General features: G+C 59.5%; 20 protein-coding genes. 5 read left to right on the top strand and 15 right to left on the bottom strand.

All coding sequences use genetic code 11. The annotated features are described in order from the left end of the window. Positions 1–223 precede the first annotated feature (223 nt). The 3 genes from nhaB to AC3WJW_RS25725 all read right to left on the bottom strand — a co-directional run bounded on the left by nhaB (position 224) and on the right by AC3WJW_RS25725 (position 3646). Positions 224–1726 carry a sodium/proton antiporter NhaB gene (gene nhaB / locus AC3WJW_RS25735; protein ID WP_493727926.1) on the bottom strand — a complete coding sequence of 501 codons (1503 nt, stop codon included), beginning with the start codon at positions 1724–1726 and terminating at the stop codon, positions 224–226. 78 nt (positions 1727–1804) lie between these two features. Next, positions 1805–3094, bottom strand: coding sequence for an NHL repeat-containing protein (locus tag AC3WJW_RS25730; RefSeq protein ID WP_493727925.1), 1290 nt, complete (start codon positions 3092–3094; stop codon positions 1805–1807). 285 nt (positions 3095–3379) lie between these two features. After that, positions 3380–3646, bottom strand: a complete 267-nt coding sequence (locus AC3WJW_RS25725; RefSeq protein WP_493727924.1) for a hypothetical protein — start codon at positions 3644–3646, stop codon at positions 3380–3382. A gap of 342 nt (positions 3647–3988) precedes the next feature. Between AC3WJW_RS25725 and AC3WJW_RS25720 the strand changes: the two genes are divergently transcribed. Continuing rightward, a complete protein-coding gene (locus AC3WJW_RS25720; RefSeq protein WP_493727923.1) occupies positions 3989–5314 on the top strand; it encodes a sigma-54 dependent transcriptional regulator in 1326 nt (441 codons plus the stop codon). A 440-nt stretch (positions 5315–5754) separates the two neighbouring features. Here the strand turns inward: AC3WJW_RS25720 and fapF are convergent, their stop codons facing one another. The 8 genes from fapF to pnuC form a co-directional block, all read right to left on the bottom strand. Beyond that, a complete protein-coding gene (fapF, locus tag AC3WJW_RS25715) occupies positions 5755–7062 on the bottom strand; it encodes a fibril amyloid transporter FapF (RefSeq protein WP_493727922.1) in 1308 nt (435 codons plus the stop codon). Positions 7063–7107: 45 nt separating this feature from the next. After that, positions 7108–7869, bottom strand: a complete 762-nt coding sequence (gene fapE / locus AC3WJW_RS25710; protein WP_493727921.1) for a fibril amyloid subunit FapE — start codon at positions 7867–7869, stop codon at positions 7108–7110. A 26-nt stretch (positions 7870–7895) separates the two neighbouring features. Next, positions 7896–8576, bottom strand: coding sequence for a fibril amyloid maturation endopeptidase FapD (gene fapD / locus AC3WJW_RS25705; RefSeq protein ID WP_493727920.1), 681 nt, complete (start codon positions 8574–8576; stop codon positions 7896–7898). 63 nt (positions 8577–8639) lie between these two features. Next, positions 8640–9467, bottom strand: coding sequence for an amyloid-like fimbrin subunit FapC (fapC, locus tag AC3WJW_RS25700; RefSeq protein WP_493727919.1), 828 nt, complete (start codon positions 9465–9467; stop codon positions 8640–8642). Positions 9468–9531: 64 nt separating this feature from the next. Beyond that, positions 9532–10146 (bottom strand): fibril amyloid subunit FapB, encoded by a 615-nt coding sequence (gene fapB, locus AC3WJW_RS25695; RefSeq protein ID WP_493727918.1) that lies wholly within the window; start codon positions 10144–10146, stop codon positions 9532–9534. 1 nt (position 10147) lies between these two features. Further along, on the bottom strand, positions 10148–10594 hold the full coding sequence (gene fapA, locus AC3WJW_RS25690; RefSeq protein ID WP_493727917.1) for a functional amyloid chaperone FapA: 447 nt from the start codon (positions 10592–10594) through the stop codon (positions 10148–10150). Positions 10595–10940: 346 nt separating this feature from the next. Beyond that, entirely contained in the window at positions 10941–11465 is a 525-nt protein-coding gene (locus AC3WJW_RS25685) for an AAA family ATPase (RefSeq protein WP_493727916.1), read from the bottom strand. After that, positions 11462–12025 carry a nicotinamide riboside transporter PnuC gene (gene pnuC / locus AC3WJW_RS25680; RefSeq protein ID WP_493727915.1) on the bottom strand — a complete coding sequence of 188 codons (564 nt, stop codon included), beginning with the start codon at positions 12023–12025 and terminating at the stop codon, positions 11462–11464. Before pnuC ends, AC3WJW_RS25685 begins: the two co-directional genes overlap by 4 nt. Before the next feature lie 233 nt (positions 12026–12258). Here pnuC and AC3WJW_RS25675 point away from each other — a divergent pair, with 233 nt between their 5' ends. Both AC3WJW_RS25675 and AC3WJW_RS25670 read left to right on the top strand, forming a co-directional pair. After that, positions 12259–13089 carry an undecaprenyl-diphosphate phosphatase gene (locus tag AC3WJW_RS25675; protein WP_116580419.1) on the top strand — a complete coding sequence of 277 codons (831 nt, stop codon included), beginning with the start codon at positions 12259–12261 and terminating at the stop codon, positions 13087–13089. Beyond that, positions 13086–13514 carry a DUF1294 domain-containing protein gene (locus tag AC3WJW_RS25670; protein WP_493727914.1) on the top strand — a complete coding sequence of 143 codons (429 nt, stop codon included), beginning with the start codon at positions 13086–13088 and terminating at the stop codon, positions 13512–13514. The genes AC3WJW_RS25675 and AC3WJW_RS25670 overlap by 4 nt, the downstream gene beginning before the upstream one ends. Before the next feature lie 11 nt (positions 13515–13525). Here the strand turns inward: AC3WJW_RS25670 and AC3WJW_RS25665 are convergent, their stop codons facing one another. Both AC3WJW_RS25665 and AC3WJW_RS25660 read right to left on the bottom strand, forming a co-directional pair. Next, on the bottom strand, positions 13526–13885 hold the full coding sequence (locus AC3WJW_RS25665) for an MmcQ/YjbR family DNA-binding protein (protein ID WP_102700747.1): 360 nt from the start codon (positions 13883–13885) through the stop codon (positions 13526–13528). Further along, entirely contained in the window at positions 13882–14790 is a 909-nt protein-coding gene (locus tag AC3WJW_RS25660) for a LysR substrate-binding domain-containing protein (protein WP_104447225.1), read from the bottom strand. The genes AC3WJW_RS25665 and AC3WJW_RS25660 overlap by 4 nt, the downstream gene beginning before the upstream one ends. Positions 14791–14921: 131 nt before the next feature. Here AC3WJW_RS25660 and AC3WJW_RS25655 point away from each other — a divergent pair, with 131 nt between their 5' ends. Continuing rightward, positions 14922–15533 carry an FMN-dependent NADH-azoreductase gene (locus tag AC3WJW_RS25655; RefSeq protein WP_493727913.1) on the top strand — a complete coding sequence of 204 codons (612 nt, stop codon included), beginning with the start codon at positions 14922–14924 and terminating at the stop codon, positions 15531–15533. Positions 15534–15702: 169 nt separating this feature from the next. Continuing rightward, positions 15703–16740 (top strand): alpha/beta hydrolase family protein, encoded by a 1038-nt coding sequence (locus AC3WJW_RS25650; protein ID WP_218499987.1) that lies wholly within the window; start codon positions 15703–15705, stop codon positions 16738–16740. An 84-nt stretch (positions 16741–16824) separates the two neighbouring features. Here the strand turns inward: AC3WJW_RS25650 and AC3WJW_RS25645 are convergent, their stop codons facing one another. Further along, positions 16825–18012 (bottom strand): MFS transporter, encoded by a 1188-nt coding sequence (locus tag AC3WJW_RS25645; RefSeq protein WP_493727912.1) that lies wholly within the window; start codon positions 18010–18012, stop codon positions 16825–16827. Positions 18013–18241: 229 nt separating this feature from the next. After that, positions 18242–19828, bottom strand: a complete 1587-nt coding sequence (locus AC3WJW_RS25640) for an ABC-F family ATPase (RefSeq protein WP_033044478.1) — start codon at positions 19826–19828, stop codon at positions 18242–18244. Positions 19829–19991: the final 163 nt, after the last annotated feature.

The raw sequence follows: 19991 nt of genomic DNA, 5'->3' as shown, positions 1-19991 counted from the left end.
ATAGCGGTCTGTCAGGCACTTGGATGTGAATGTGCCGCCGCCATCGCGAGCAGGCTCGCTCCCACAGGGTTGGGGGGCTACAGCCAGTAGCTCACCGCATACTGTCTGGCACCGCCTCGGATAATGTGGGAGCGAGCTTGCTCGCGATAGCGGTCTGTCAGGCACTTGGATGTGAATGTGCCGCCGCCATCGCGAGCAGGCTCGCTCCCACAGGGTTGGGGGGTTACAGCCAGTAGCTCACCGCATACCACCCGAGCAAGCCCATGACCACGGTGTACGGCAACGCCATCCAGACCATCCGCCCGTAAGACAGGCGCACCAGCGGGGCGATCGCCGAGGTCAGCAAGAACAGAAACGCCGCCTGGCCGTTGGGCGTCGCCACGCTCGGCAGGTTGGTGCCGGTGTTGATCGCAATGGCCAGCGTCTCGAAATGTTCACGGGTCATCTCACCCGCCATGAATGCGCGCTTCACTTCGGTGATGTAAATGGTCGCGACGAACACGTTGTCACTGATGGCTGACAGCAGCCCGTTGGCAATGAACAGCATGCCCGGCTGTTGGTCCGCCGGCAGCGCCAGTACCCAGTGGATCAACGGCGAGAACAATTGCTGGTCATGAATCACTGCGACCACGGCGAAAAACACCACCAACAAGGCGGTAAACGGCATGGCGTCCTTGAACGCGGTGCCGAGGCGGTGTTCGTCGGTGATGCCGGTAAACGCAGTAATCAACACGATCACCATCAAGCCGATCAAGCCCACTTCGGCGATGTGAAACGCCAGCCCGGCGATCAGAATCAATGCGGCAGCGCCTTGTACCAGAAGCGCTGCGCGTTGGCGGGCGGTGCGCTCGGCATTGTCTTCGGCGGCGTAGTTGGCCAGCACCGCACGGACGTTATCCGGCAGCAGCGTGCCGTATCCGAACCAGCGCAGCTTTTCCAGCAGGACGCATGTCACCAGGCCTGCAAGCAGTACCGGCAGGGATACCGGCGCAACCTTGGTGAAGAATTCGGAGAAATGCCAACCCATTTCATGGCCGATCAACAGGTTCTGTGGCTCGCCGACCAGCGTACACACACCGCCCAGTGCGGTGCCCACGGCACCGTGCATCAGCAGGCTGCGCAGAAAGGCGCGGAACTGTTCGAGATCGCCCTGATGCAGGGTCGGCAGATGTTTGTCGTCGCTGTACTCGCTGTCCTGGCGCGGATCGTTACCCGAGGCGACGCGGTGATACACCGAGTAAAAGCCTACGGCGGCACTGATGATCACGGCGGTCACGGTCAAGGCATCGAGGAACGCCGACAGAAAGGCCGACAAGAAGCAGAACATCAAGGCCAGCGCGGCCTTGGAGCGAACCCCCAACAGCAGGCGGGAGAACAGGTACAGCAGCAAGTCCTTCATGAAGTAGATACCGGCCACCATGAACATCAGCAGCAGGATCACCGGGAAGTTGTGCAGCAACTCGTCATACAGCGCCTGGGGCGTGGTCATCTTCAGCAGCAGGGCTTCGACCAGCAACAGGCCGCCGGGCATCAGCGGATAACACTTGAGCGCCATGGCCAGGGTGAAGATGAACTCCAGCACCAGCAGCCAGCCGGCCGCCACCGGACCTGCGGTCCACAGGACCAGGGCATTGAGAATCAGAAAGCCGACGATGCAGGCCTTGTACCAACGGGGCGAATGCCCGAGAAAGTTGTGCGCGAACGCCTGGGCCATTGAACCGGACATCGGCTGCTCCTTGTTTTAAGAAGCGCGCAACTTGCCGCAAGCGGGGGAGAAGATCAAGCGCAGGAAAAATGCACGTGCCTACCCCAGATAGCGAGTGATGACCGCCCTGTAGTTTCCATGCAGTGAATAGCCGCCGACGACGATGTTTCCATCAGCCTGTGCCGCGACACAGGTGGCGGTATCCAGGCTCGGGCCGAGGCGGGTACGTGTATAGCCGCTGCCTTGGCCGAAACGGCGATCGGGAAGGCCGTCGGGCAGGTATCGCCCGACAATGAAGTCTGCTTCGATGCCGCCGATGGTTGCGCCCGCCGTCAGCACACCGCCATCGGGCTGTAACTGTGCGGTATTCCACTGGCAGCCGCTGTGGCCAATGACCAGGCGTTGCGGCTGGCCGCCGTTGCAGTGGTTGTCGGGGCGGCCGTTGCTGTGCATCTTGAACGTCAGGCAGTGCATCGGCTCGCGACTGCTGCCAAAACACAAGACGTCGCCATTGATTTGCTGGACCACCTGACTGACTTGGGCGCCATGCCCCTGCGCCTTGAACGTCAGGAATCCGTCCACGGCGAAACTGTCGTCGAGGCGGCCGTCGGCGTGGTAGCGCGCCAGCAAGCCTTCTTCAGGAAAGTTTATCGATCCGCCCACCAGAATCCGACCGTCACCTTGTATCGTCAGGCTGCTGAGCCAGGTATTCATCAGCAGGTGCCGGACCACCACAAAGCCACGGCCATTGAATGAGCAGTCCAGCGAGCCTTCGACATCCAGCCGTATCAACAGGCCCACGTGATCGGCCAGTTCGAAGTGATGGTTGGCCAGGATCAGGATCCGGCCGTCTTGCTGTACGCCCACATCGCAGGCTTCAGCGCCCGGCACACCTGGAGGCAGCCAGATATCGCGCACACCCTGGGACAGACCGCCAGGCAAGCGCACGACGCGGCGGCCATTGTCGCCAAAGCCTTGAACCAGGCGACCCTCCTGATCGAGCAATGCCAGGCCCGGGAGCGTACGGTGTGCGTTATCGTATTGCAGGCCGGCCAACAGGATATTGCCGTCGGGCATGACCAGGACCTTGGCGCCCATGGCTTCGAACCCGGGTTCGAATTGCCCGATGACGCTGCCTTGCCTGCCGAACGCCAGGTCTGCCGAACCATCCTCCAGCAAACGGGCCAGGCCAAAGTGGCTGCCATCGGCCATGGTGACCTTTGCTGCCACCAGCATACGGCCCCGGGCATCGATTGCGACGTCGTTGGCCATGCTGGAAAGGCTGTCGGCGAAATACACCTGGGTTTTGCCGTTGCCTGCAAACGTCGTATCTAGAGTGCCGGCAGTGTTCCGGACGGCGGAGCAGGCAATGGCGGACTGGATTGACATGAACCGCATCTCCTTGCGAGTCGTCCTGATCCAGAAGTTTGGTGGCGACTTTATAAGGAGAATATTCAATCCCTGAATGGGGAGACGCACAACTGTAAGAACTAACAGACGGAGAGTCGCTGTGTGCCACAACAGTGTCTTTTCGAACCAATGGCAAGCCTGCAAAGTATCAGGCGCACAAAAAGTTCAAACTAACGGGGCAATGAGTGCGTATGGGCGAGAACCATCAGCCCAACTAAAAGGCGGGGAAGGGCGCGGATTACCCCGGGGTAATCCGCAAAACGATTAGTGCGGCATCGACCACGACTGCAGTGCGTAACCTTCCTCGCTCAATTCGGCGCGGGCCTGTTCCAGCAGCAGTTCGAGTTGTGCAGGATCGGAATAAGCGCTGCTTGGGATCTGCTTGCGGCCAATGCTGGTGCTGGTGCGGTCGATAACGGTCAGGCTGAGTTCGCCATTACCGTCTTGTGGAGCCCAGGCCACGCATTTGAATGGTTTAAATGCGCGGTCGGCAATCAAAAGTGCTTCGTTGATACGGAGCGGGGCGTTCATAGGGTCTTCTCTCTGTGTGCCCAATCAAGTGATGTGCCGTCGGTTGGGCTTACCGTTCGGCTGGTTACTTGTACTGATGCCCGCAACCGGGGTTCGGGTCACACACAATCAGAAGAAATTTCGACTTTATTTCACAGGCTCAAGAATTAACCCGGCATTGAAAGCTGAATGAAAGAAAAGAGTCGATAGGTAACTATCAAACTCGCTTCTTATAACTGGATGTATCGCAATCCTATAGTCAAACGGTACAAGGAGCTGTCAAGTTCTTGCTAATGTTACAGTCAGGTCCGCCAAATGATTGTTTTTAATAAATTTTCTAATTTTTGGCGCCAAGGAACAGTCATGAGCGATGTGCCAGCTTCACGACGTCTATTAGTGGTGGACCCCTGTGACGATTGCTATCGTCTGCTCCCTGGATTGCGCGCTATCGGTTGGGATGTTGACAGCTGCACGCTGGAGCACGCCGCTGACCGAACCTGTGACGTGGGCTTGATACGCCTGCAGCCGTATCACCTTGAGCACCCGGAGCCCGTCAAGGAATTGATCGGCCGCAGTGGCGCAGAGTGGATAGCCGTACTCAATCAGGAAGTGCTGCGACTGAAAAATGTCGGCGACTTTGTCTGTGAGTGGTTTTTTGATTTTCATACCTTGCCGTTCGATGTGTCCAGGGTCCAGGTTACGCTGGGCCGGGCATTTGGCATGGTGCGGTTGCGTGGGCAGGGTACAGTGCATGTCGACCAGCCTGAGCACGAATTGCTCGGTGACAGCAAACCTGTGCGTGAACTGCGAAAACTGTTGAGCAAACTCGCTCCGACCGAGTCTCCGGTATTGATTCGCGGTGAAAGCGGCACTGGCAAGGAATTGGTCGCACGAACCCTGCATCGCCTGTCCCAGCGCCACAGCAAACCCTTTATCGCAATCAATTGTGGTGCGATTCCCGAACACTTGATCCAGTCCGAATTGTTTGGCCATGAGAAAGGTGCATTTACCGGCGCACATCAACGCAAGGTCGGACGAATAGAAGCCGCTAACGGTGGCACCCTGTTTCTCGACGAGATCGGTGACCTGCCACTGGAGTTGCAGGCCAATCTGCTACGGTTTCTCCAGGAAAAACACATCGAGCGGGTGGGCGGCAGTCAGCCGATTCCGGTCGATGTGCGGGTGCTGGCGGCGACGAATGTCGACCTTGAAGCCGCTATCGCCAAGAAACGCTTTCGTGAAGACTTGTATTACCGCCTGAACGTACTGCAAGTGCTGACCGTTCCGCTGCGCGAGCGCCATGGCGACTTGTCGATGCTGGCCAACCACTTCTCCCATTTCTACAGCCGTGAAACCGGACGTCGCCCCCGCAGTTTCAGCGAAGACGCCTTGATTGCCATGGGCAAACACGACTGGCCAGGCAATGTGCGTGAACTGGCCAATCGCGTTCGTCGCGGACTGGTATTGGCCGAAGGCCGGCAGATCGAGGCCCGCGACCTGGGGTTGATCAGTCAACACGCGATTGCCGCGCCGATGGGCACCCTCGAAGAATACAAGACCCGGGCCGAACGCCAGGCGTTGTGCGATGTATTGAATCGCCACAGCGATAACCTGAGTGTCGCCGCCAAAGTATTGGGCGTGTCGCGTCCGACGTTCTACCGGTTGCTGCACAAGCATCAGATTCGTTGAATTCCTGCTTCAAACAAAAAGACCGCTGCAATGAAAATTGCGGGCGCGGCGCGTTTGAGTCCATCGCCAGCAAGCCTTTGTAGGAGCTGGCCTGCCAGCGATGGTCGTTAACGATCGCGCGTGTGACCTGGATAAACGCGGCGCACTTGAATCCATCGCCAGCAGGCTGGCTCCTACAGTTTCGGCGTGGGCATGGTCCCCTGTAGGAGCTGGCGCAGCCTGCGATCTTTTGGCGGTTTCGGAATTTGCTTGAGATCAAAAGATCGCAGCCTGCGGCAGCTCCTACAGACACATCCGATACCTTGTGGAGCTGGCTTGCCAGCGATGGTCGTTAACGATAACGCGTGTGACCTGGATGAACGCGGCGCACTCGGGTCCATCGCCAGCAGGCTGGTTCCTACAGTTTCCCGGGATTGCGTGAAGAGCTTTTTTGGTTCGAGTCAGAAGTAGTAAGGGAATTTCAGGCTGAACTGGAAGTCCGGGGCGTCGTCCGTCATGCCAATGGACAGGTTGGGTACGATGGTCAGGCTGTTGGTGGCCGCAATGGTCATGCCGATGTTGAAGTAACCGGCGTTGGCATCGCTGGACACCACCGATTGCCAATCCCCGCCATCTTCCTTGAGCTTGCTTTTGCGTTGCACCAGGTCAGAGACCGAGAACGACATGCTCATCTTTTCGTTCAAGGCGAACGCAATGCCGGCGCCAATCTGGAAACTGTCGCCAATGCGTACTTTGCCCGGCGTCTCGAGCGCCGGGTTGGAGCTGATGTCGTCGAAAGACTCTTCCAGGTTGTGCGTGTACGACAGGCTGCCGAACAGCACTGCCGGATCGAAGGTCTTGACCAGAGAGATCCCCGGCGTAATCGACCAGACGCCGTTACCGGTAGGCAAGGATTCAGGCACGGCCAGGTTGGAGTTGGCGTCCACCCGAACCAGCTTGATGCCGAACGGGTCTTTGCCGGTCGGTGCCTTGACGCGCAAGGTCACCACGGCATCCGGCGTGTTGGCCGACTCGTCGAGGAATTTGTAGGCGATACCGAAGTTGACGTCGCCAATGGTCGGGTCTTCCTTGACGGTGTCTTCGGTGGTGACGTTGGCGGCGCCGCTATTGCCGCCACCGGACTGGTACGTGGACTGGCGGTAGACCACCGGCACGTTCAGGTCGAACTGCCAGCGATTGTTGAAGTTGTAGCGGCCGGTGAGGTCCAGCGTCCAGGTGTCGGCCTTGATCCGGTCCAGGTTGATGGCACCGAGAAAGATCGAGTCCAGGGCGAGAAAACCGTTGAGGACCAGTTGGCGGGTATCGTACCGGGAGTAGGTTATCCCGGTTTCGACGCTGAACTTGCCACCGCCGAAGAACCCGCTGGCCTCGTCATACAGGTTTGAAACGCTTTGCGCCGGTTGTGAGTCATCGGCCAGCGATTGTCCATACGAACTGCCGCTGCCTCCGGCGGCCCCCCCTGAAGCCGCTGCGGCACCGGTGCCGGTGGCGACGTCTGGATTGCCCTTCAGGTCCGCTGGCGACTTGGCCAGGCGTTTGGGTGGGGGTGGAGCGGGCTGTTCTTCGACCTGGCGGACCCGTTGCTCAAGAACCGCCAGGGCTTTTTGCTGGACTTCGTATCGTTGTTTCAACTCCAGAAGCTCTCGTTTGAGAGCCTCCAGTTCCGGGTCAGGTGCTGCCTGCACCATCGCCACCGGGAGTAGAGAGCACAAGCCTATAACTACACGCAGTGATACCGATCGGTACATGAAAAAGCCGTCCATTTGTGCCCAATGGTCGTGACTTAGCGTAGCTCAATACCCCAAGGTCCGTAATGCGGTGAGTTGGTTCAGGTTGTAGCCCAATGCACCAGCACTCGGGCTTTTATTGTCGAGCACGACGTTGAGTCGAGTCATGTTGTTGACCACATTGCTGCTGCCCAGCAACCGGGTGTCTTGCAGTAACCCGCCTTGGGCGACTTGCTGCAGGCTTGAGCCCTGGTTGTTGTTGGCGGTAATGGCCACCTGAACACCGCCGCCGGTCGCGGACACGGCGACACTGCCTGCAGCATTGCTGCCGGTGATGGTTTGACCGGCTGTCAGCGCCTGGCCCCGGCTCGGCACCGGCGCAGGGGCCGTGCTGGCCTCTTTGACGTTGATGGCGATCCTGTTGTTTGAACGGTTGTCATCGCCCGCAGCCCGTGTGACCTGGGTGATGCCCTGAGAGGTGCTCAACCCGGCGCCACCCGTTACACGACCGGTACCCGAGTTGGGCGAATCGCCTTTACCGCTGTGTTTGATGGTTGAAACGTAGAACTCGGGCTTGACCGTTTCGGCTTGAAGACGCATTGAGGTGGTTGCCCCGATCAGATCACCACTGGCGTTGCGCCAGGTACTGCTCATGACAACACCGAAGCTGATGACCCGCCCCGGCATCACATACCGGCCACGCATCTCGGCCAGTTCCTGGTCCTTGATTTCGATGGGTCTGAACTCATCAGCAAAACCTGAAGTGGTCGCTGCCAGACAGGCAGTGACCACCCAATACGAGGTTTTCATTTGCTGCTCCCGGAGCATCCTGCCCCCAGTTATCTTATTGGCGATTAAAAGAAGTCGCTCTGTATGAAACCAAATTCCATCAATTCAGCATCTTTGACCGGGTTGAAATTATCCATCTTGTTTTTGGCAGTCAGCGGTTCCGGTGGACTGCGTAACGCATTGGTTTTGTCGTAACCGGGACCGATGATGGCGAAGACAATGCCATTCCAGCCTTTGACAAAGTCATCATGGGAGTAGCGTTTGTGACCGAGTACCGGGTCGCCGATGTAGACCCAGTTCTTGTCCGCCCGCTGCAACACCACGAAGTGCTTGTAGCCGCGAATTTCCATCAGTACTACCACCGGAATCGTCACGGCATCGAGTCTTTCAGGCGGGATCTTGTAGCCCCGGGCGCGCATGCCGATGCTTTCTATGTAGCGCTTCATGTCCAACATGGAAAACCCCTGGGTACGGACCAGGTCCTGGTCGGCGAAGACCAGCATGCCCTTGATGATGTGCTCCTCATCGACGTCGAGCCAATAGGCCTGGCGCAGTATCGTTGCCAGCGCGGCGGCGCCGCAGCTGAAGTCGGTTTTCTGTTCGACGATGTCGCTGAACTTGCGCTCACGCAAACTCTGTACGTGCTTGTACACCAGCACGCCGCCCGGCAGGGCGGCAACCGGCATCTGTGCAGCCTGGGTCAGGCCAGACAGGCACAGCAGGGCGAAAAGGGCCGTCTTACGCATGGGCGATACGCCTTCAGACCGAGAAAAAGCGCCGTCGCCGAGGCTCTTTCATGGCGGTTGCGATTAGGGACATGATTTGCAGCCTGCGGCGATGGACAGCGAGTTGCTTTGCTGGTTGCCGACGCCGGACGATACGTTGGCTCCGCCATTGCCGGAGAAGTTGTTCATCGAGTTCGTGATCGAAGCATTGTTGGTTACAGGAGGTCTCCAGCCTTCCGGCGTCATCACTTGTTGAGTGGTTATGCCGGACAGGCCGAGTACACCCACGGGCACGAACTCGGTCCTGGCGTTGTTGCTGACGTGCAGCCCGGACGTGCTTTGGTTCGCCGCCGCCGCGGCGACTGCTACACGGCCGCCGGAAACGGCAATCGCCAGGTTGTTTTTCTGTTGGTTGAAGTCGCCGGTGGTGACGTTGATGCCGATGTTGCCGGAACCGCTGTTGCCCGCGTTATTGAGCGATGTGTTGTTGGTGTTGGAATGGTTCCTGGCGGTGTTGCCAGTGCTCCTCTGAGTCGCGCTGGAAACCGTAACGGCGGAGCCGAAGATGAAGGCTTCGTCAGCCGTGGCAAGGGCGGCGGCGTTGTCTTGCTGGTTGCCGTTGCCGGCTGCAACGTTGGCGCCCATGTTGCCGTTGGAGTTGTTCAGGGAGTTATCGATTCTGGCGTCGTTTTGGGTGCCCCGGTTCACTACCCCGCTGTCACTGCTTTCCTGCGAGTCCAGTACGGCGGCCCCGGCGCCTGAGGTAATCTGCAGAATCTGATCCAGCGACGGGCCATCAGGCGGTTGGTTGCTGCCCTGTCCATTGCCCTGCACGGGATCAGCCTGGGCTGCAAATGCCATCACCGCTGCCAGGGCGAAAGCCAGTGGTTTGAGAGCAGTTGTCGGGTTCATGGTGATTCTCCGTGCTCATTAGTTGTTCAAGTGTTGGTACTTCCCCATTCGCACTGTATCGGGGTCAGTCAGAGACCCGGATACTCAGGGTGTTAGCCATTCGGTTCCCCACCCCGGCACTCTGGTTCACCTGGATCACGCCCCGGCTGCCGGTGAAGGCCTGGTCGCTTGTCACGACCTGGCGACTGCCGTTTGGGGTGCCAGCTGCTCCCGAGTTCGGTAGCAACGCCACGTTCTGTTGAGAAAGAGCACTGTCGTCGATGGCTTGCGGTGCAGCGCCGATGCTGATGCGCAGGGCGTTGGCCATCTGGTTGTTCGCCCCGGCACTCTGGTTGACGCCCAGTACGCCGCTGCCATTGCTGAAAGAGGTGCCGCCGATAGTGGCCGTCGCATCCATCGACGCATTGGCGGGCGTGGTGATTCTTTGCCTGACGCTGGTGGTCGCACCGGCTTCGGTACCAATGGCGATCGCGCGGACGTTGGCCTGCTGCTGTTGATCGCCGGCCGCCTGGTTGACGCTGAAGTTGCCTCGGTATTGGGTACCGGAATCCTGGAGGGTGGCGTTGTTCACCGAACTGACGCCCGAATCGGCCATCACGCTGGTGCCGCCGAGCAGGGCAAGTAGCAGGGCAAATAACTGGGCAGTTAACAGGGCAGGTAAAAAAAGGGAACGATCCATGTCATTGCCCCCCCGCCATTCTGCTCAGTGGGCTGAGGCCGGAGCTCATGGCGCGGTTGATGGTTCCGGAAATGGCGCCGCCACTGCCACCCCCGTGGCCGACGGACATGCCGGGTAAACCGTTGGGGTTGGTGATGACATTCAGGCCGTGCATGCTGCCCGGGTTTTGCCCGAAGCTGTTATGAGGGGTTGTTCCGGTGGTTACCCCGGCGATATCGGCGTCGCTGAGTTCGCCGGTGACGCGGGCAGAAGGGTTGGCACTGATGGTGGCCGGGTTTGGATCCCTGCCGCCGCTGCGACCGATGAGCGTTGAGTGAACGGTACGATCAAGCACGATGACACCGTTGCCTTCGGCTTGAACGTTGAAACTGAGAAATGTGCCGGCAGCGCTCGCGATCAGCAGGAGGCACATCAAGCCTTTTTTTTTGAATATCTCCACGACATTCATTCCTTCATTTGTAAGCTGGCCCCGGTCAGCTGTGGGAGGAATAGAGCGAAAGCTGTGCCGCCTTTTGAATATCAAGTTGATTCAATGGCTTACAGACTTGGATCGGGAACCTTTTGTCGAGGGTGTACCAACGGTGAGACAAAACTCTGCGCAGGCAGCCCGTAATTGCGGACCAACCCCTCTGGAACAAGGGTTCTAGCGTCGTTGTAACAGCACCTTGACACATCCGGTGAGCAAACGATGCGGGGCGTTGAAATGGGTGGTTTCAGGCAGGGAGGGTGTTTCAGGATCGGACACTTTCCCCCCCGCAGCAGGGGGAGGATGGGGAAATTGCCCCAAACGGCGGTCAGGCGCCGAGCAATCGGGTCACGGCGTCCAGTGCCTGGATTCGGCGTTCTGCCCAATCTCCGTGCAGCACTTGAACTGGTTGTGCGTGGCGTTCGAGCCAGGCCAGGGTCTGCTCGAAAAATGCCTGGCGCTCACTCAATCGGGGCTGGCAACGCTGGCCGTCATCCGTCCAGTCGACGTGCTCCGGCGACAACAGCAGGTGCAAGTCGTAATGCCGGGCCAGTAGTGCTGGTTCAATCCAGGCGGGGCAATCGCCGAACAGGGTCTGGCTCCAGAGGATATTGCTCAGCAGGTGCGTGTCGAGGATGAGCAAAGGTGGTTGTTGCGCCCGCGCCTGGTCTTCCCATGCCAGTTGACCGCGGGCAATGGGCGTAATGTCGGCCAACGTGGTGTCCCGCGGATTCTGCTCGATGAACCAGCGCACGTATTCGTCAACCAGCATCCCGCCGAAACGCTGTTGCAACTCGGCCGCCAGCCAGCTTTTACCGCTGGATTCAGGGCCTGTGAGGACCAGGACTTTCATGCGCGCAATGCCGGATCGGCACGCCATTCGCGCCAGCCCTGTACGGCGATGACGGCGAACAACCCGTACAGGGTGGCGGTCAGGTACAGGCCTTTATAGACGAACAACCCGACGAATATCACATCCAGGGCGATCCACAACGGCCAGCACTGGACACGTTTTTGCGCCATCCAGACCTGCGCCACCAGGCTGAACCCGGTCAGCGCCGCATCAAGCCAGGGTTGTGCAGCGTCGGTCCAGTGGGCCATGGCCGCTCCCAGCAACAGACTGCCGACTGCACCAATGGCCAGGCTCAACACCACGGTTCGAGCGTCGAGGCGACTGACTTCGCGGCCATGGGTCGTGTCGCCAACCCGTGTCCACTGCCACCAGCCGTAAAGCTGCAAGGCGGCATAGACGACTTGCAGCAGCATGTCGGAATACAGCTTCACCTCAAAAAAGATCCAACTGTAGAGCAGCACCATGACCAGGCCGATAGGCCAGCACCAGGGATTCTGTTTGACCGTCAGCCAGACGGCAATGACACCGAGGGCGGCGGCAAACAGTTCAAGCCCGGACATGGAGATACCTTGGGGAAATCGAAGAGGGGCGGATTGTAACCGCCGATCGGACTTGTCTGATAGGATTTCGCCCCCCGCACGGGTAAAGCGGGTTCAAGTTGGTTTTTTCACGGGATTTTAACGGTCCTGTGGTGATCCTTGATGCGCGGGACCTCAGCGACGCTGAGCGCAATGAAAGCATTTGAAAAAATATCAACGGGGCATGCCGGCGTGCATAGCCTTTTGGGGGATTGATGGATCTTTGGACCGCCTTTCAGGCATTGATTCTTGGGGTTGTAGAAGGGCTGACCGAGTTCCTGCCCATTTCCAGTACCGGCCACCAGATCATCGTGGCCGACTTGCTCGGCTTCGGGGGCGAGCGGGCAATGGCGTTCAACATCATCATTCAGCTGGGTGCCATCCTGGCGGTGGTGTGGGAATTTCGACGCAAGATCCTTGACGTGGTCATCGGTCTGCCAACCCAGCCGGGTGCCCGGCGGTTTACCGCAAACCTGTTGATCGCGTTCCTGCCGGCCGTGGTGTTGGGCGTGATCTTCGCCGACCTGATCCACCATTACCTGTTCAATCCGATCACCGTGGCAACGGCGCTGGTCGTGGGCGGGATCATCATGTTGTGGGCCGAGCGCCGCCAGCATGAAGTACACGCCGAATCCGTGGATGACATCACCTGGAAAGATGCCTTGAAAGTCGGCCTGGCCCAATGCCTGGCGATGATTCCGGGCACTTCGCGTTCGGGCTCGACGATCATCGGCGGTCTGCTGTTCGGCCTGTCGCGCAAGACCGCTACCGAGTTCTCGTTCTTCCTGGCGATGCCCACCATGGTCGGCGCAGCGGTGTACTCGGGCTACAAGTACCGTGAACTGTTTGTCCCGGCGGATTTCCCGGTGTTCGCCATCGGCTTCGTCACCGCGTTCATTTTTGCGATGATTGCGGTCCGCGGGCTGCTCAAGTTCATCGCCAACCACAGCTATGCGGCGTTTGCCTGGTATCGCATTGTGTTCGGCCTGATCATCCTGGCGACCTGGCAGTTCGGCTGGGTCGACTGGAGCGCGGCCAAGCCGTGAGTGACTCGAGCTCGCGCAACAACCCCGGACGCCCGTCCGGGGGACAGATCCGCCATTCACGGCTGAAGTGGATGGTGTTTGCAATCCTGTGCGCGTTGCCGCTGTCGGGTTCGCTGTCGTCATGGCTGCACGGGGAGTCGCTGATTCCCCTCGCGGCCTACGGCATCGTCAGCGTCGTGACGTTTTTCCTGTACTGGAGCGACAAGCGCAAGGCGCGCGCCGAGCAATGGCGTACGCCGGAAAACGTCTTGCATGCGCTGGAGCTCGCCGGCGGTTGGCCCGGTGCGTTGCTGGCCCAGCAGGCGTTTCGCCACAAAACCCGCAAAGTCTCGTACCAGTTGGTGTTCTGGATCATCGTGCTATTGCACCAGGTGTTCTGGATCGATTACCTGTTTCTCGGCGCACATGTGTTCGCCTTGACCTGATAAACAAAGCCCTACAGTAACAGTCCGACTTGAGTGCGCTTGGGCAGTCTGCTCACCACCAATTGGTGGGAGCGCTGCAGCAAGCCCTGCAGTTCTTCGCTGCCGAGCGGGTAGGGCGTTTGCATGATGATCCACTGGGCCCGGGCCAGATACGGCGCCGGGTGAATGCCCGGGCGGTCGCAGTGACCGAGAAACAGGTCCTTGTCGACCTTGAAGGCCAGAGAATCACCCCTCAGGCCCTGCAAGGCGAACATCTTGTTCCCGGCAATCGAAAACACCCGCACGCCTCCCCATTTATAATCTTCCCGTGCACCGGGCAGGGCGAGGCAGAACTTCGCGACGTCCTCTTCGCTCATCCGTCCAGCTTTCATAACAATCGTTCCCCACAGGCATTGAAGGATTCGACCAGGTGATCAATCCAGGCGCGTACCGCCGGCATCACTCCGCGTCGATGAGGATAGACCGCCTGCAGCCAGCCACCGGGCAGCGACCACTCGGGCAACAACTGCACCAGTGAGCCGTTTTCCAGTTCCTGCTCGCAATACATCATGGGCAGCATCGTAAAGCCGAGACCAGAGAGGGTGCTGGCCTTGCGCACGATAAAGTCATCGATGCCCAGCCGGGCCTCGAGCGCCAGTTCACAGCTCTTGCCTTTTTGATCCAGCAGGCGGATGTGCACCATGCGGTCGGCTTCCAGTGCGCCGAGCACCGGCAGGCTTTTCAGATCTTCGGGGTGATTGATCTCACGCCCCGCGAGGAAACCGGGGCTGGCGACCATCAGCATCTGCGCCTGACGCAGGCGGCGGGTGACCAGCAGCGGGTCTTCGTCGCCCAGTTCCCGCACACGCAGGGCAACGTCAATGCCTTCGTTCACCAGGTCAACCCGGCGGTTAAGCAGCATGACCTCCAACTGGACCTGCGGAAAGCGTTCGAGAAAGTCGCTGATCACCCCCGGTAATATTTCGTGGGCCAACCCGACCGGGCAGGACACCCGCAAACGCCCTCGGGGTTCACTGGACATGCTGGCCACGGCCTCGTCGGCCATTTCCGCTTCCAGCAGCATCGCCTGGCAGTGCCTGAGGTAGCGTTCACCCACGGCGGTCAGTTTCAGCTGTCGGGTGGTGCGTTGCAGCAAGCGTGCACCCAGGCGCTCTTCCAGTTCGGCGATACGCCGCGACAGTCGGGACTTGGGGATCCCCAGCAAGCGTCCGGCTGCCGCGAATCCCCCGGCTTCCACGACTTTGGCGAAGTAATACAGGTCGTTGAGGTCTTGCATGATGTGAATCCGATTGTTCTATCTGTGAGACGAACTATCGCATTGTTGCCGACTAATCAGCTATTGGTTTCGTCTGTAGGATTAGTCCCATCAGATCGCCCTTGTGGGCGATCCTCACTTGGAGATCCCACATGAAACTGCTGCATATCGATTCGAGCATCCTGGGCGACAACTCGGCTTCCCGTCAGTTGAGCGGTGAAGTCGTCAAGGCCTGGCAAACCGCCGAGCCGACCGCCGTAGTGACCTACCGCGACCTGGCCGCTGACGCTATCAGCCATTTCTCTTCCACTACCCTGGTCGCCGCCGGCACCACCGCTGAACTGCGCAACGCCGCACAACAGCACGAAGCCGAACTGAGCGCCTCGACCCTGGCCGAATTCCTGGCCGCCGATGCCGTGGTGATTGCCGCACCGATGTACAACTTCACCATCCCGACTCAGTTGAAGGCCTGGATCGATCGCATCGCTGTAGCCGGCCAGACCTTCCGCTACACCGAAGCCGGCCCTGAAGGCCTGTGCGGCGGCAAGAAAGTGGTGATCGTTTCGACTTCCGGCGGCATGCACGCCGGCCAGGCAACCGGTGTTGCCCACGAGGAATACTTGAAGTTGCTGTTCGGTTTCATCGGTATCACCGACATCGAAATCGTCCGCGCCGAAGGCCTGGCTTACGGTGATGACGTCCGCAGCAAAGCAATGAGCGCTGCTCATGCGCAAATCAGCGAGCAGTTGTTCGCCGCCGCGTAAGGCTTGCGTAAAAGTTGGCAACCGTTCAGGTAAAGCCCAAAAAACTCTGTATTCTGGTTTACGCAAGTACCAGCTACGGAGTTTTTTGTTTCTGGTCGTTTCAGGATGTGGCCCGACTTATGCAGTCCAGGGTGTACGTCTCAAGTCCGGTAACAAGGTGGGGCATCCCATGGTGCGTCTTTGTGCAACTTTGCTGATTTGCCTGCTCAGCAGCCTGAATACAGTGCACGCCGCGCCTGCACCGCATCCGCACTGGAGCGTCGGCTTCCACGAGATGACTTTTCTTGACCCACTGGACCTGCAGCCGATGCGCGCCATCGCCTTCTATCCCTCCAGTGATTGGGAGCACACCAGTAAACTCGAGGGTTACACCGTCGAAGCCGGGGAGGACACCAAGGTCGCGATAGGCCGGTTCCCGATGCTGATGCTGTCCCATGGCAACACCGGAACCCCCCTGGCCTTGCACGACCTCGCCACCTCGCTGGCACGCAAAGGTTTCGTCGTGGTGGCGGTGATCCACCCCGGTGACAACTCCAGGGACCACAGCCGCCTCGGTACTTTGAGTAACCTGTACGGCCGGCCGATCCAGATTTCCGAAGCCATCACGGCCACCCTGGGCGACCGCATGCTGTCCCCCTTCGTCAACGCCGATCAGGTCGGTGTCATTGGTTATTCGGCCGGTGGCGAGACCGCATTGATTCTGTCCGGCGCCACGCCGGACCTGGATCGCCTGCGCCGTTATTGCCAGGAGCGTCCGGACGACCGCGACGCCTGCAACACTCAGGGTGAATTGATTGTCGACCGCGACGACTTGCAACCGGTGGCGGACCCACGGGTGCACGCCTTGATGCTGATGGCGCCGCTGAGCCTGAAGTTCGGTCGCCACACCCTGGCCGATGTGCACGTGCCGGTGCTGCTTTACAGCGGCGATGGCGACAAGCTGGTGGCAGTCGACAAGAACGCCGCGGCGCTGGCGCGCAAGTTGCCGACGGCGCCTGACTTCAAGTTACTGGCGGGAGCAGGGCACTTCGTCTTCATGGCGCCGTGCAATGACGAGCAGATCGCGATCATGCCCGCGCTGTGTACCGATGCCGATGGCGTCGATCGGCAAGACATTCACCGCAATCTGATCTCTGAAGCCGGGAGTTTCTTCTCGCGCACCCTGGGCAGGGCGACCCGGGCGGGGATGCAGACCGCCGATCAATAGATCCCTTTGTAGGAGCTGCCGCAGGCTGCGATCTTTTGATCTTGAAGTCAAAAGATCGCAGCCTGCGGCAGCTCCTACAGAGGTTCAAGCCATGGCGCGGTGTTTCAATAGCAGCGTCAGTCCCAGGCCTGTCACCGACAACAGCGCCGCACTGAAGAAAATCCACGAATACCCCATGTTCAATGCGATCGCGCCCATCAGCGGGCCGGCAATCGCCAGCGCCAGGTCGAAAAACACCGCATAGGCACTCAGTCCCGCCCCCCGGCTGGAATTGGGCACCTGTTTGATGGCCTCGACGCCCAGCGCCGGGTACACCAGCGACAGGCCGAAGCCGGTCAGGCCGGCGCCAATCAGTGCGTACCCGGTCGACGGTGCCAGCCACAGCAGCACCAGGCCCACTGTCTCGATGCACATGCAGGCAATGGCGGAGGTGAACCCGCCGAACCGGTTGATGGCGGAAATGAACAGCAGCCGCGACAGAATGAAACAGACTCCGAACACGGTCAGGCAATAGGCGGCACCGGTCCAGCCGCGATTGACGTAATACAGGGTGATAAAAGTCGTCAGGGTGCCGTAGCCAATGGAAGCCAGGCTCAGGCTCGCGCCAAACGGTGCAATGCGCCCGAACACCGCCCAAAACGGCAAGCGTTCACCGCGTACCACCGGTACCGAGGGCTTGTTGCGTATCAGCAGCAGTGCAGCCAGGGCCAGCAGCGACAGGGCGATGCCCAGACTGGCGAAACCGAGTTGTTGCACCATGACCACGCCCAGCGGCGCACCAATGGCAATCGCCCCATAGGACGCGATGCCGTTCCAGGAAATCGACCGCGCGGTGTGCTCGGCGCCCACCTGACCCATGCACCAACTGATGGTGCCGACGCCGATCAAGCCTTGGGCAATGCCCAGCAACAAGCGCCCGGCGATCAGGATCAGCAGGCTGAGCAACGGCAAATCTTGCAACAGCGTCGACAGCAGCGTCAGCACGCCACTGAGCACAATCCCGGACAAGCCATAGATGATCGCCCGCTTGGTGCCGACGCTGTCCGACATGCGCCCGGCCATGGGGCGACTGAGCAGGGTGGCGAGGTATTGCGAGCCGATGGTCAGCCCGGCCACGATGGCGCTGAACCCCAGTTGCTCGTGGACATAACCCGGCAATACCGCAATCGGCAAACCGATGCAGAGGAAGGCAATAAAGGTATAGAACACGATGGAGACGATCTGCAGGGTGATCGCCATGGAGCTTTGCGGGGACACTTGCTGCACAGACATGAGGGCTCTTCGCGGGCGGCGGTGGGAGAGCTGCATCATGGCGCGGCGGTGGGATAAAAGGAAGCAGGCTAACGATTAAAAGATCGCAGCCTTCGGCAGCTCCTACATTTGACGGCGTACACCCTGTAGGAGCTGCCGAAGGCTGCGATCTTTTGATCTTCAAAAAAACAAAAAGCCCCGTCACAAAGGACAGGGCTTTTCACTTACAGCTAAAGGCTTTTGGTAGCCCTTAGAACACCACACCCTGACTGCGCAGGTAGTCATCATAGGTGCCGCTGAAGTCGGTCACGCCGTTCGGGCTCAACTCGATGATGCGGGTGGCCAGGGACGATACGAACTCACGGTCGTGGCTGACGAAGATCAGCGTGCCCGGGTAGTTTTCCAGCGCCAGGTTCAGCGCCTCGATGGATTCCATGTCCAGGTGGTTGGTCGGTTCGTCCATCACCAGAACGTTCGGCTTTTGCAGGATCAGCTTGCCGAACAGCATGCGGCCTTGCTCACCACCGGAAATGACCTTGACCGACTTGAGGATCTCGTCGTTGGAGAACAGCATGCGACCCAAAGTGCCGCGAATGATCTGCTCGCCCTGGGTCCACTGGCCCATCCAGTCGAACAGGCTGACGTCGTCTTCGAAGTCATGGGCGTGGTCCTGGGCGTAGTAGCCCAGCTCCGCGCTTTCGGTCCACTTCACGGAACCGGCGTCCGGGGTCAGCTCACCCATCAAGGTACGCAGCAGGGTGGTCTTGCCGATACCGTTCGGGCCGATGATCGCCACGCGCTCGCCGGCTTCGACGGTGAAGCTGAAGTTCTTGAACAGGGTCTTGCCGTCGAAGCCCTTGGACATCTGCTCGATGGTCACGGCCTGGCGGTGCAGTTTCTTGGTCTGTTCGAAGCGGATGAACGGGCTCACGCGGCTCGATGGCTTGACTTCGGCCAGCTGGATCTTGTCGATCTGCTTGGCGCGGGAAGTGGCTTGCTTGGCTTTCGAGGCGTTGGCCGAGAAGCGGCTGACGAACGTTTGCAGTTCGGCGATCTGGGCTTTCTTCTTGGCGTTGTCCGACAGCAATTGCTCGCGGGACTGGGTCGCCGCGGTCATGTACTCGTCGTAGTTGCCCGGGAACAGGCGCAGCTCGCCATAGTCCAGGTCGGCCATGTGGGTGCAGACGCTGTTGAGGAAGTGACGGTCGTGGGAAATGATGATCATGGTGCTGTTACGCACGGTGAGAATCGATTCCAGCCAGCGAATGGTGTTGATGTCCAGGTGGTTGGTCGGTTCGTCGAGCAACAGCACTTCCGGATCGGAGAACAGCGCCTGGGCCAGCAATACGCGCAGCTTCCAGCCCGGAGCCACTTCGGACATCGGACCAAAATGCTGTTCTAGGGGAATACCCAGGCCCAGCAGCAGTTCACCGGCGCGGGATTCGGCGGTGTAGCCGTCCATTTCAGCGAATTCGGTTTCCAGCTCGGCCACGGCCATGCCGTCTTCTTCGCTCATTTCCGGCAGCGAATAGATGCGGTCGCGCTCGGCCTTGACCTTCCACAGCTCTTCGTGACCCATGATCACGGTGTCGATCACGGTGAATTCTTCGTAGGCGAACTGGTCCTGGCGCAATTTACCCAGGCGCACGTTCGGCTCCAGCATGACCTGGCCGCCGGACGGCTCGAGGTCGCCGCCGAGGATCTTCATGAAGGTCGACTTGCCGCAACCGTTGGCGCCGATCAGGCCGTAACGGTTGCCACCGTTGAACTTGACCGAAACGTTTTCGAAGAGCGGCTTGGCGCCGAACTGCATCGTGATGTTAGCTGTAGAAATCAAAGGTTTTTCCTGCGAAGCATTCAGAGTAGCTAGGGTTGCGGCAGTACCGGTTCAGTACCCGTTTCCACTGTCCGGACCGCGGGACATTCATCCCGGTCGGCAGTGGAAGTTCCATCTGGCATTAAGTGGACAGCAGCATGTGGCGCGCCTGGCCCGAGTCGAC

Source organism: Pseudomonas sp. GW821-FHT07G06 (assembly GCF_058986625.1).
Note: the sequence above shows the minus strand (reverse complement) of the source record. Positions and strands in the feature narration are given on the sequence as shown.

What these genes read in the sequence shown, in the direction of transcription:
- AC3WJW_RS25730 (WP_493727925.1), bottom strand. Translation starts at nt 3,094, where the DNA reads ATGTCAATCCAGTCCGCCATTGCCTGCTCCGCCGTCCGGAACACTGCC.
- AC3WJW_RS25685 (WP_493727916.1), bottom strand. Translation starts at nt 11,465, where the DNA reads ATGAAAGTCCTGGTCCTCACAGGCCCTGAATCCAGCGGTAAAAGCTGG.
- pnuC (WP_493727915.1), bottom strand. Translation starts at nt 12,025, where the DNA reads ATGTCCGGGCTTGAACTGTTTGCCGCCGCCCTCGGTGTCATTGCCGTC.
- fapE (WP_493727921.1), bottom strand. Translation starts at nt 7,869, where the DNA reads ATGCTCCGGGAGCAGCAAATGAAAACCTCGTATTGGGTGGTCACTGCC.
- AC3WJW_RS25650 (WP_218499987.1), top strand. Translation starts at nt 15,703, where the DNA reads ATGGTGCGTCTTTGTGCAACTTTGCTGATTTGCCTGCTCAGCAGCCTG.
- AC3WJW_RS25725 (WP_493727924.1), bottom strand. Translation starts at nt 3,646, where the DNA reads ATGAACGCCCCGCTCCGTATCAACGAAGCACTTTTGATTGCCGACCGC.
- fapF (WP_493727922.1), bottom strand. Translation starts at nt 7,062, where the DNA reads ATGTACCGATCGGTATCACTGCGTGTAGTTATAGGCTTGTGCTCTCTA.
- AC3WJW_RS25665 (WP_102700747.1), bottom strand. Translation starts at nt 13,885, where the DNA reads ATGAAAGCTGGACGGATGAGCGAAGAGGACGTCGCGAAGTTCTGCCTC.
- fapA (WP_493727917.1), bottom strand. Translation starts at nt 10,594, where the DNA reads ATGAATGTCGTGGAGATATTCAAAAAAAAAGGCTTGATGTGCCTCCTG.
- fapB (WP_493727918.1), bottom strand. Translation starts at nt 10,146, where the DNA reads ATGGATCGTTCCCTTTTTTTACCTGCCCTGTTAACTGCCCAGTTATTT.
- AC3WJW_RS25655 (WP_493727913.1), top strand. Translation starts at nt 14,922, where the DNA reads ATGAAACTGCTGCATATCGATTCGAGCATCCTGGGCGACAACTCGGCT.
- fapD (WP_493727920.1), bottom strand. Translation starts at nt 8,576, where the DNA reads ATGCGTAAGACGGCCCTTTTCGCCCTGCTGTGCCTGTCTGGCCTGACC.
- AC3WJW_RS25660 (WP_104447225.1), bottom strand. Translation starts at nt 14,790, where the DNA reads ATGCAAGACCTCAACGACCTGTATTACTTCGCCAAAGTCGTGGAAGCC.
- AC3WJW_RS25645 (WP_493727912.1), bottom strand. Translation starts at nt 18,012, where the DNA reads ATGTCTGTGCAGCAAGTGTCCCCGCAAAGCTCCATGGCGATCACCCTG.
- AC3WJW_RS25720 (WP_493727923.1), top strand. Translation starts at nt 3,989, where the DNA reads ATGAGCGATGTGCCAGCTTCACGACGTCTATTAGTGGTGGACCCCTGT.
- fapC (WP_493727919.1), bottom strand. Translation starts at nt 9,467, where the DNA reads ATGAACCCGACAACTGCTCTCAAACCACTGGCTTTCGCCCTGGCAGCG.
- nhaB (WP_493727926.1), bottom strand. Translation starts at nt 1,726, where the DNA reads ATGTCCGGTTCAATGGCCCAGGCGTTCGCGCACAACTTTCTCGGGCAT.
- AC3WJW_RS25675 (WP_116580419.1), top strand. Translation starts at nt 12,259, where the DNA reads ATGGATCTTTGGACCGCCTTTCAGGCATTGATTCTTGGGGTTGTAGAA.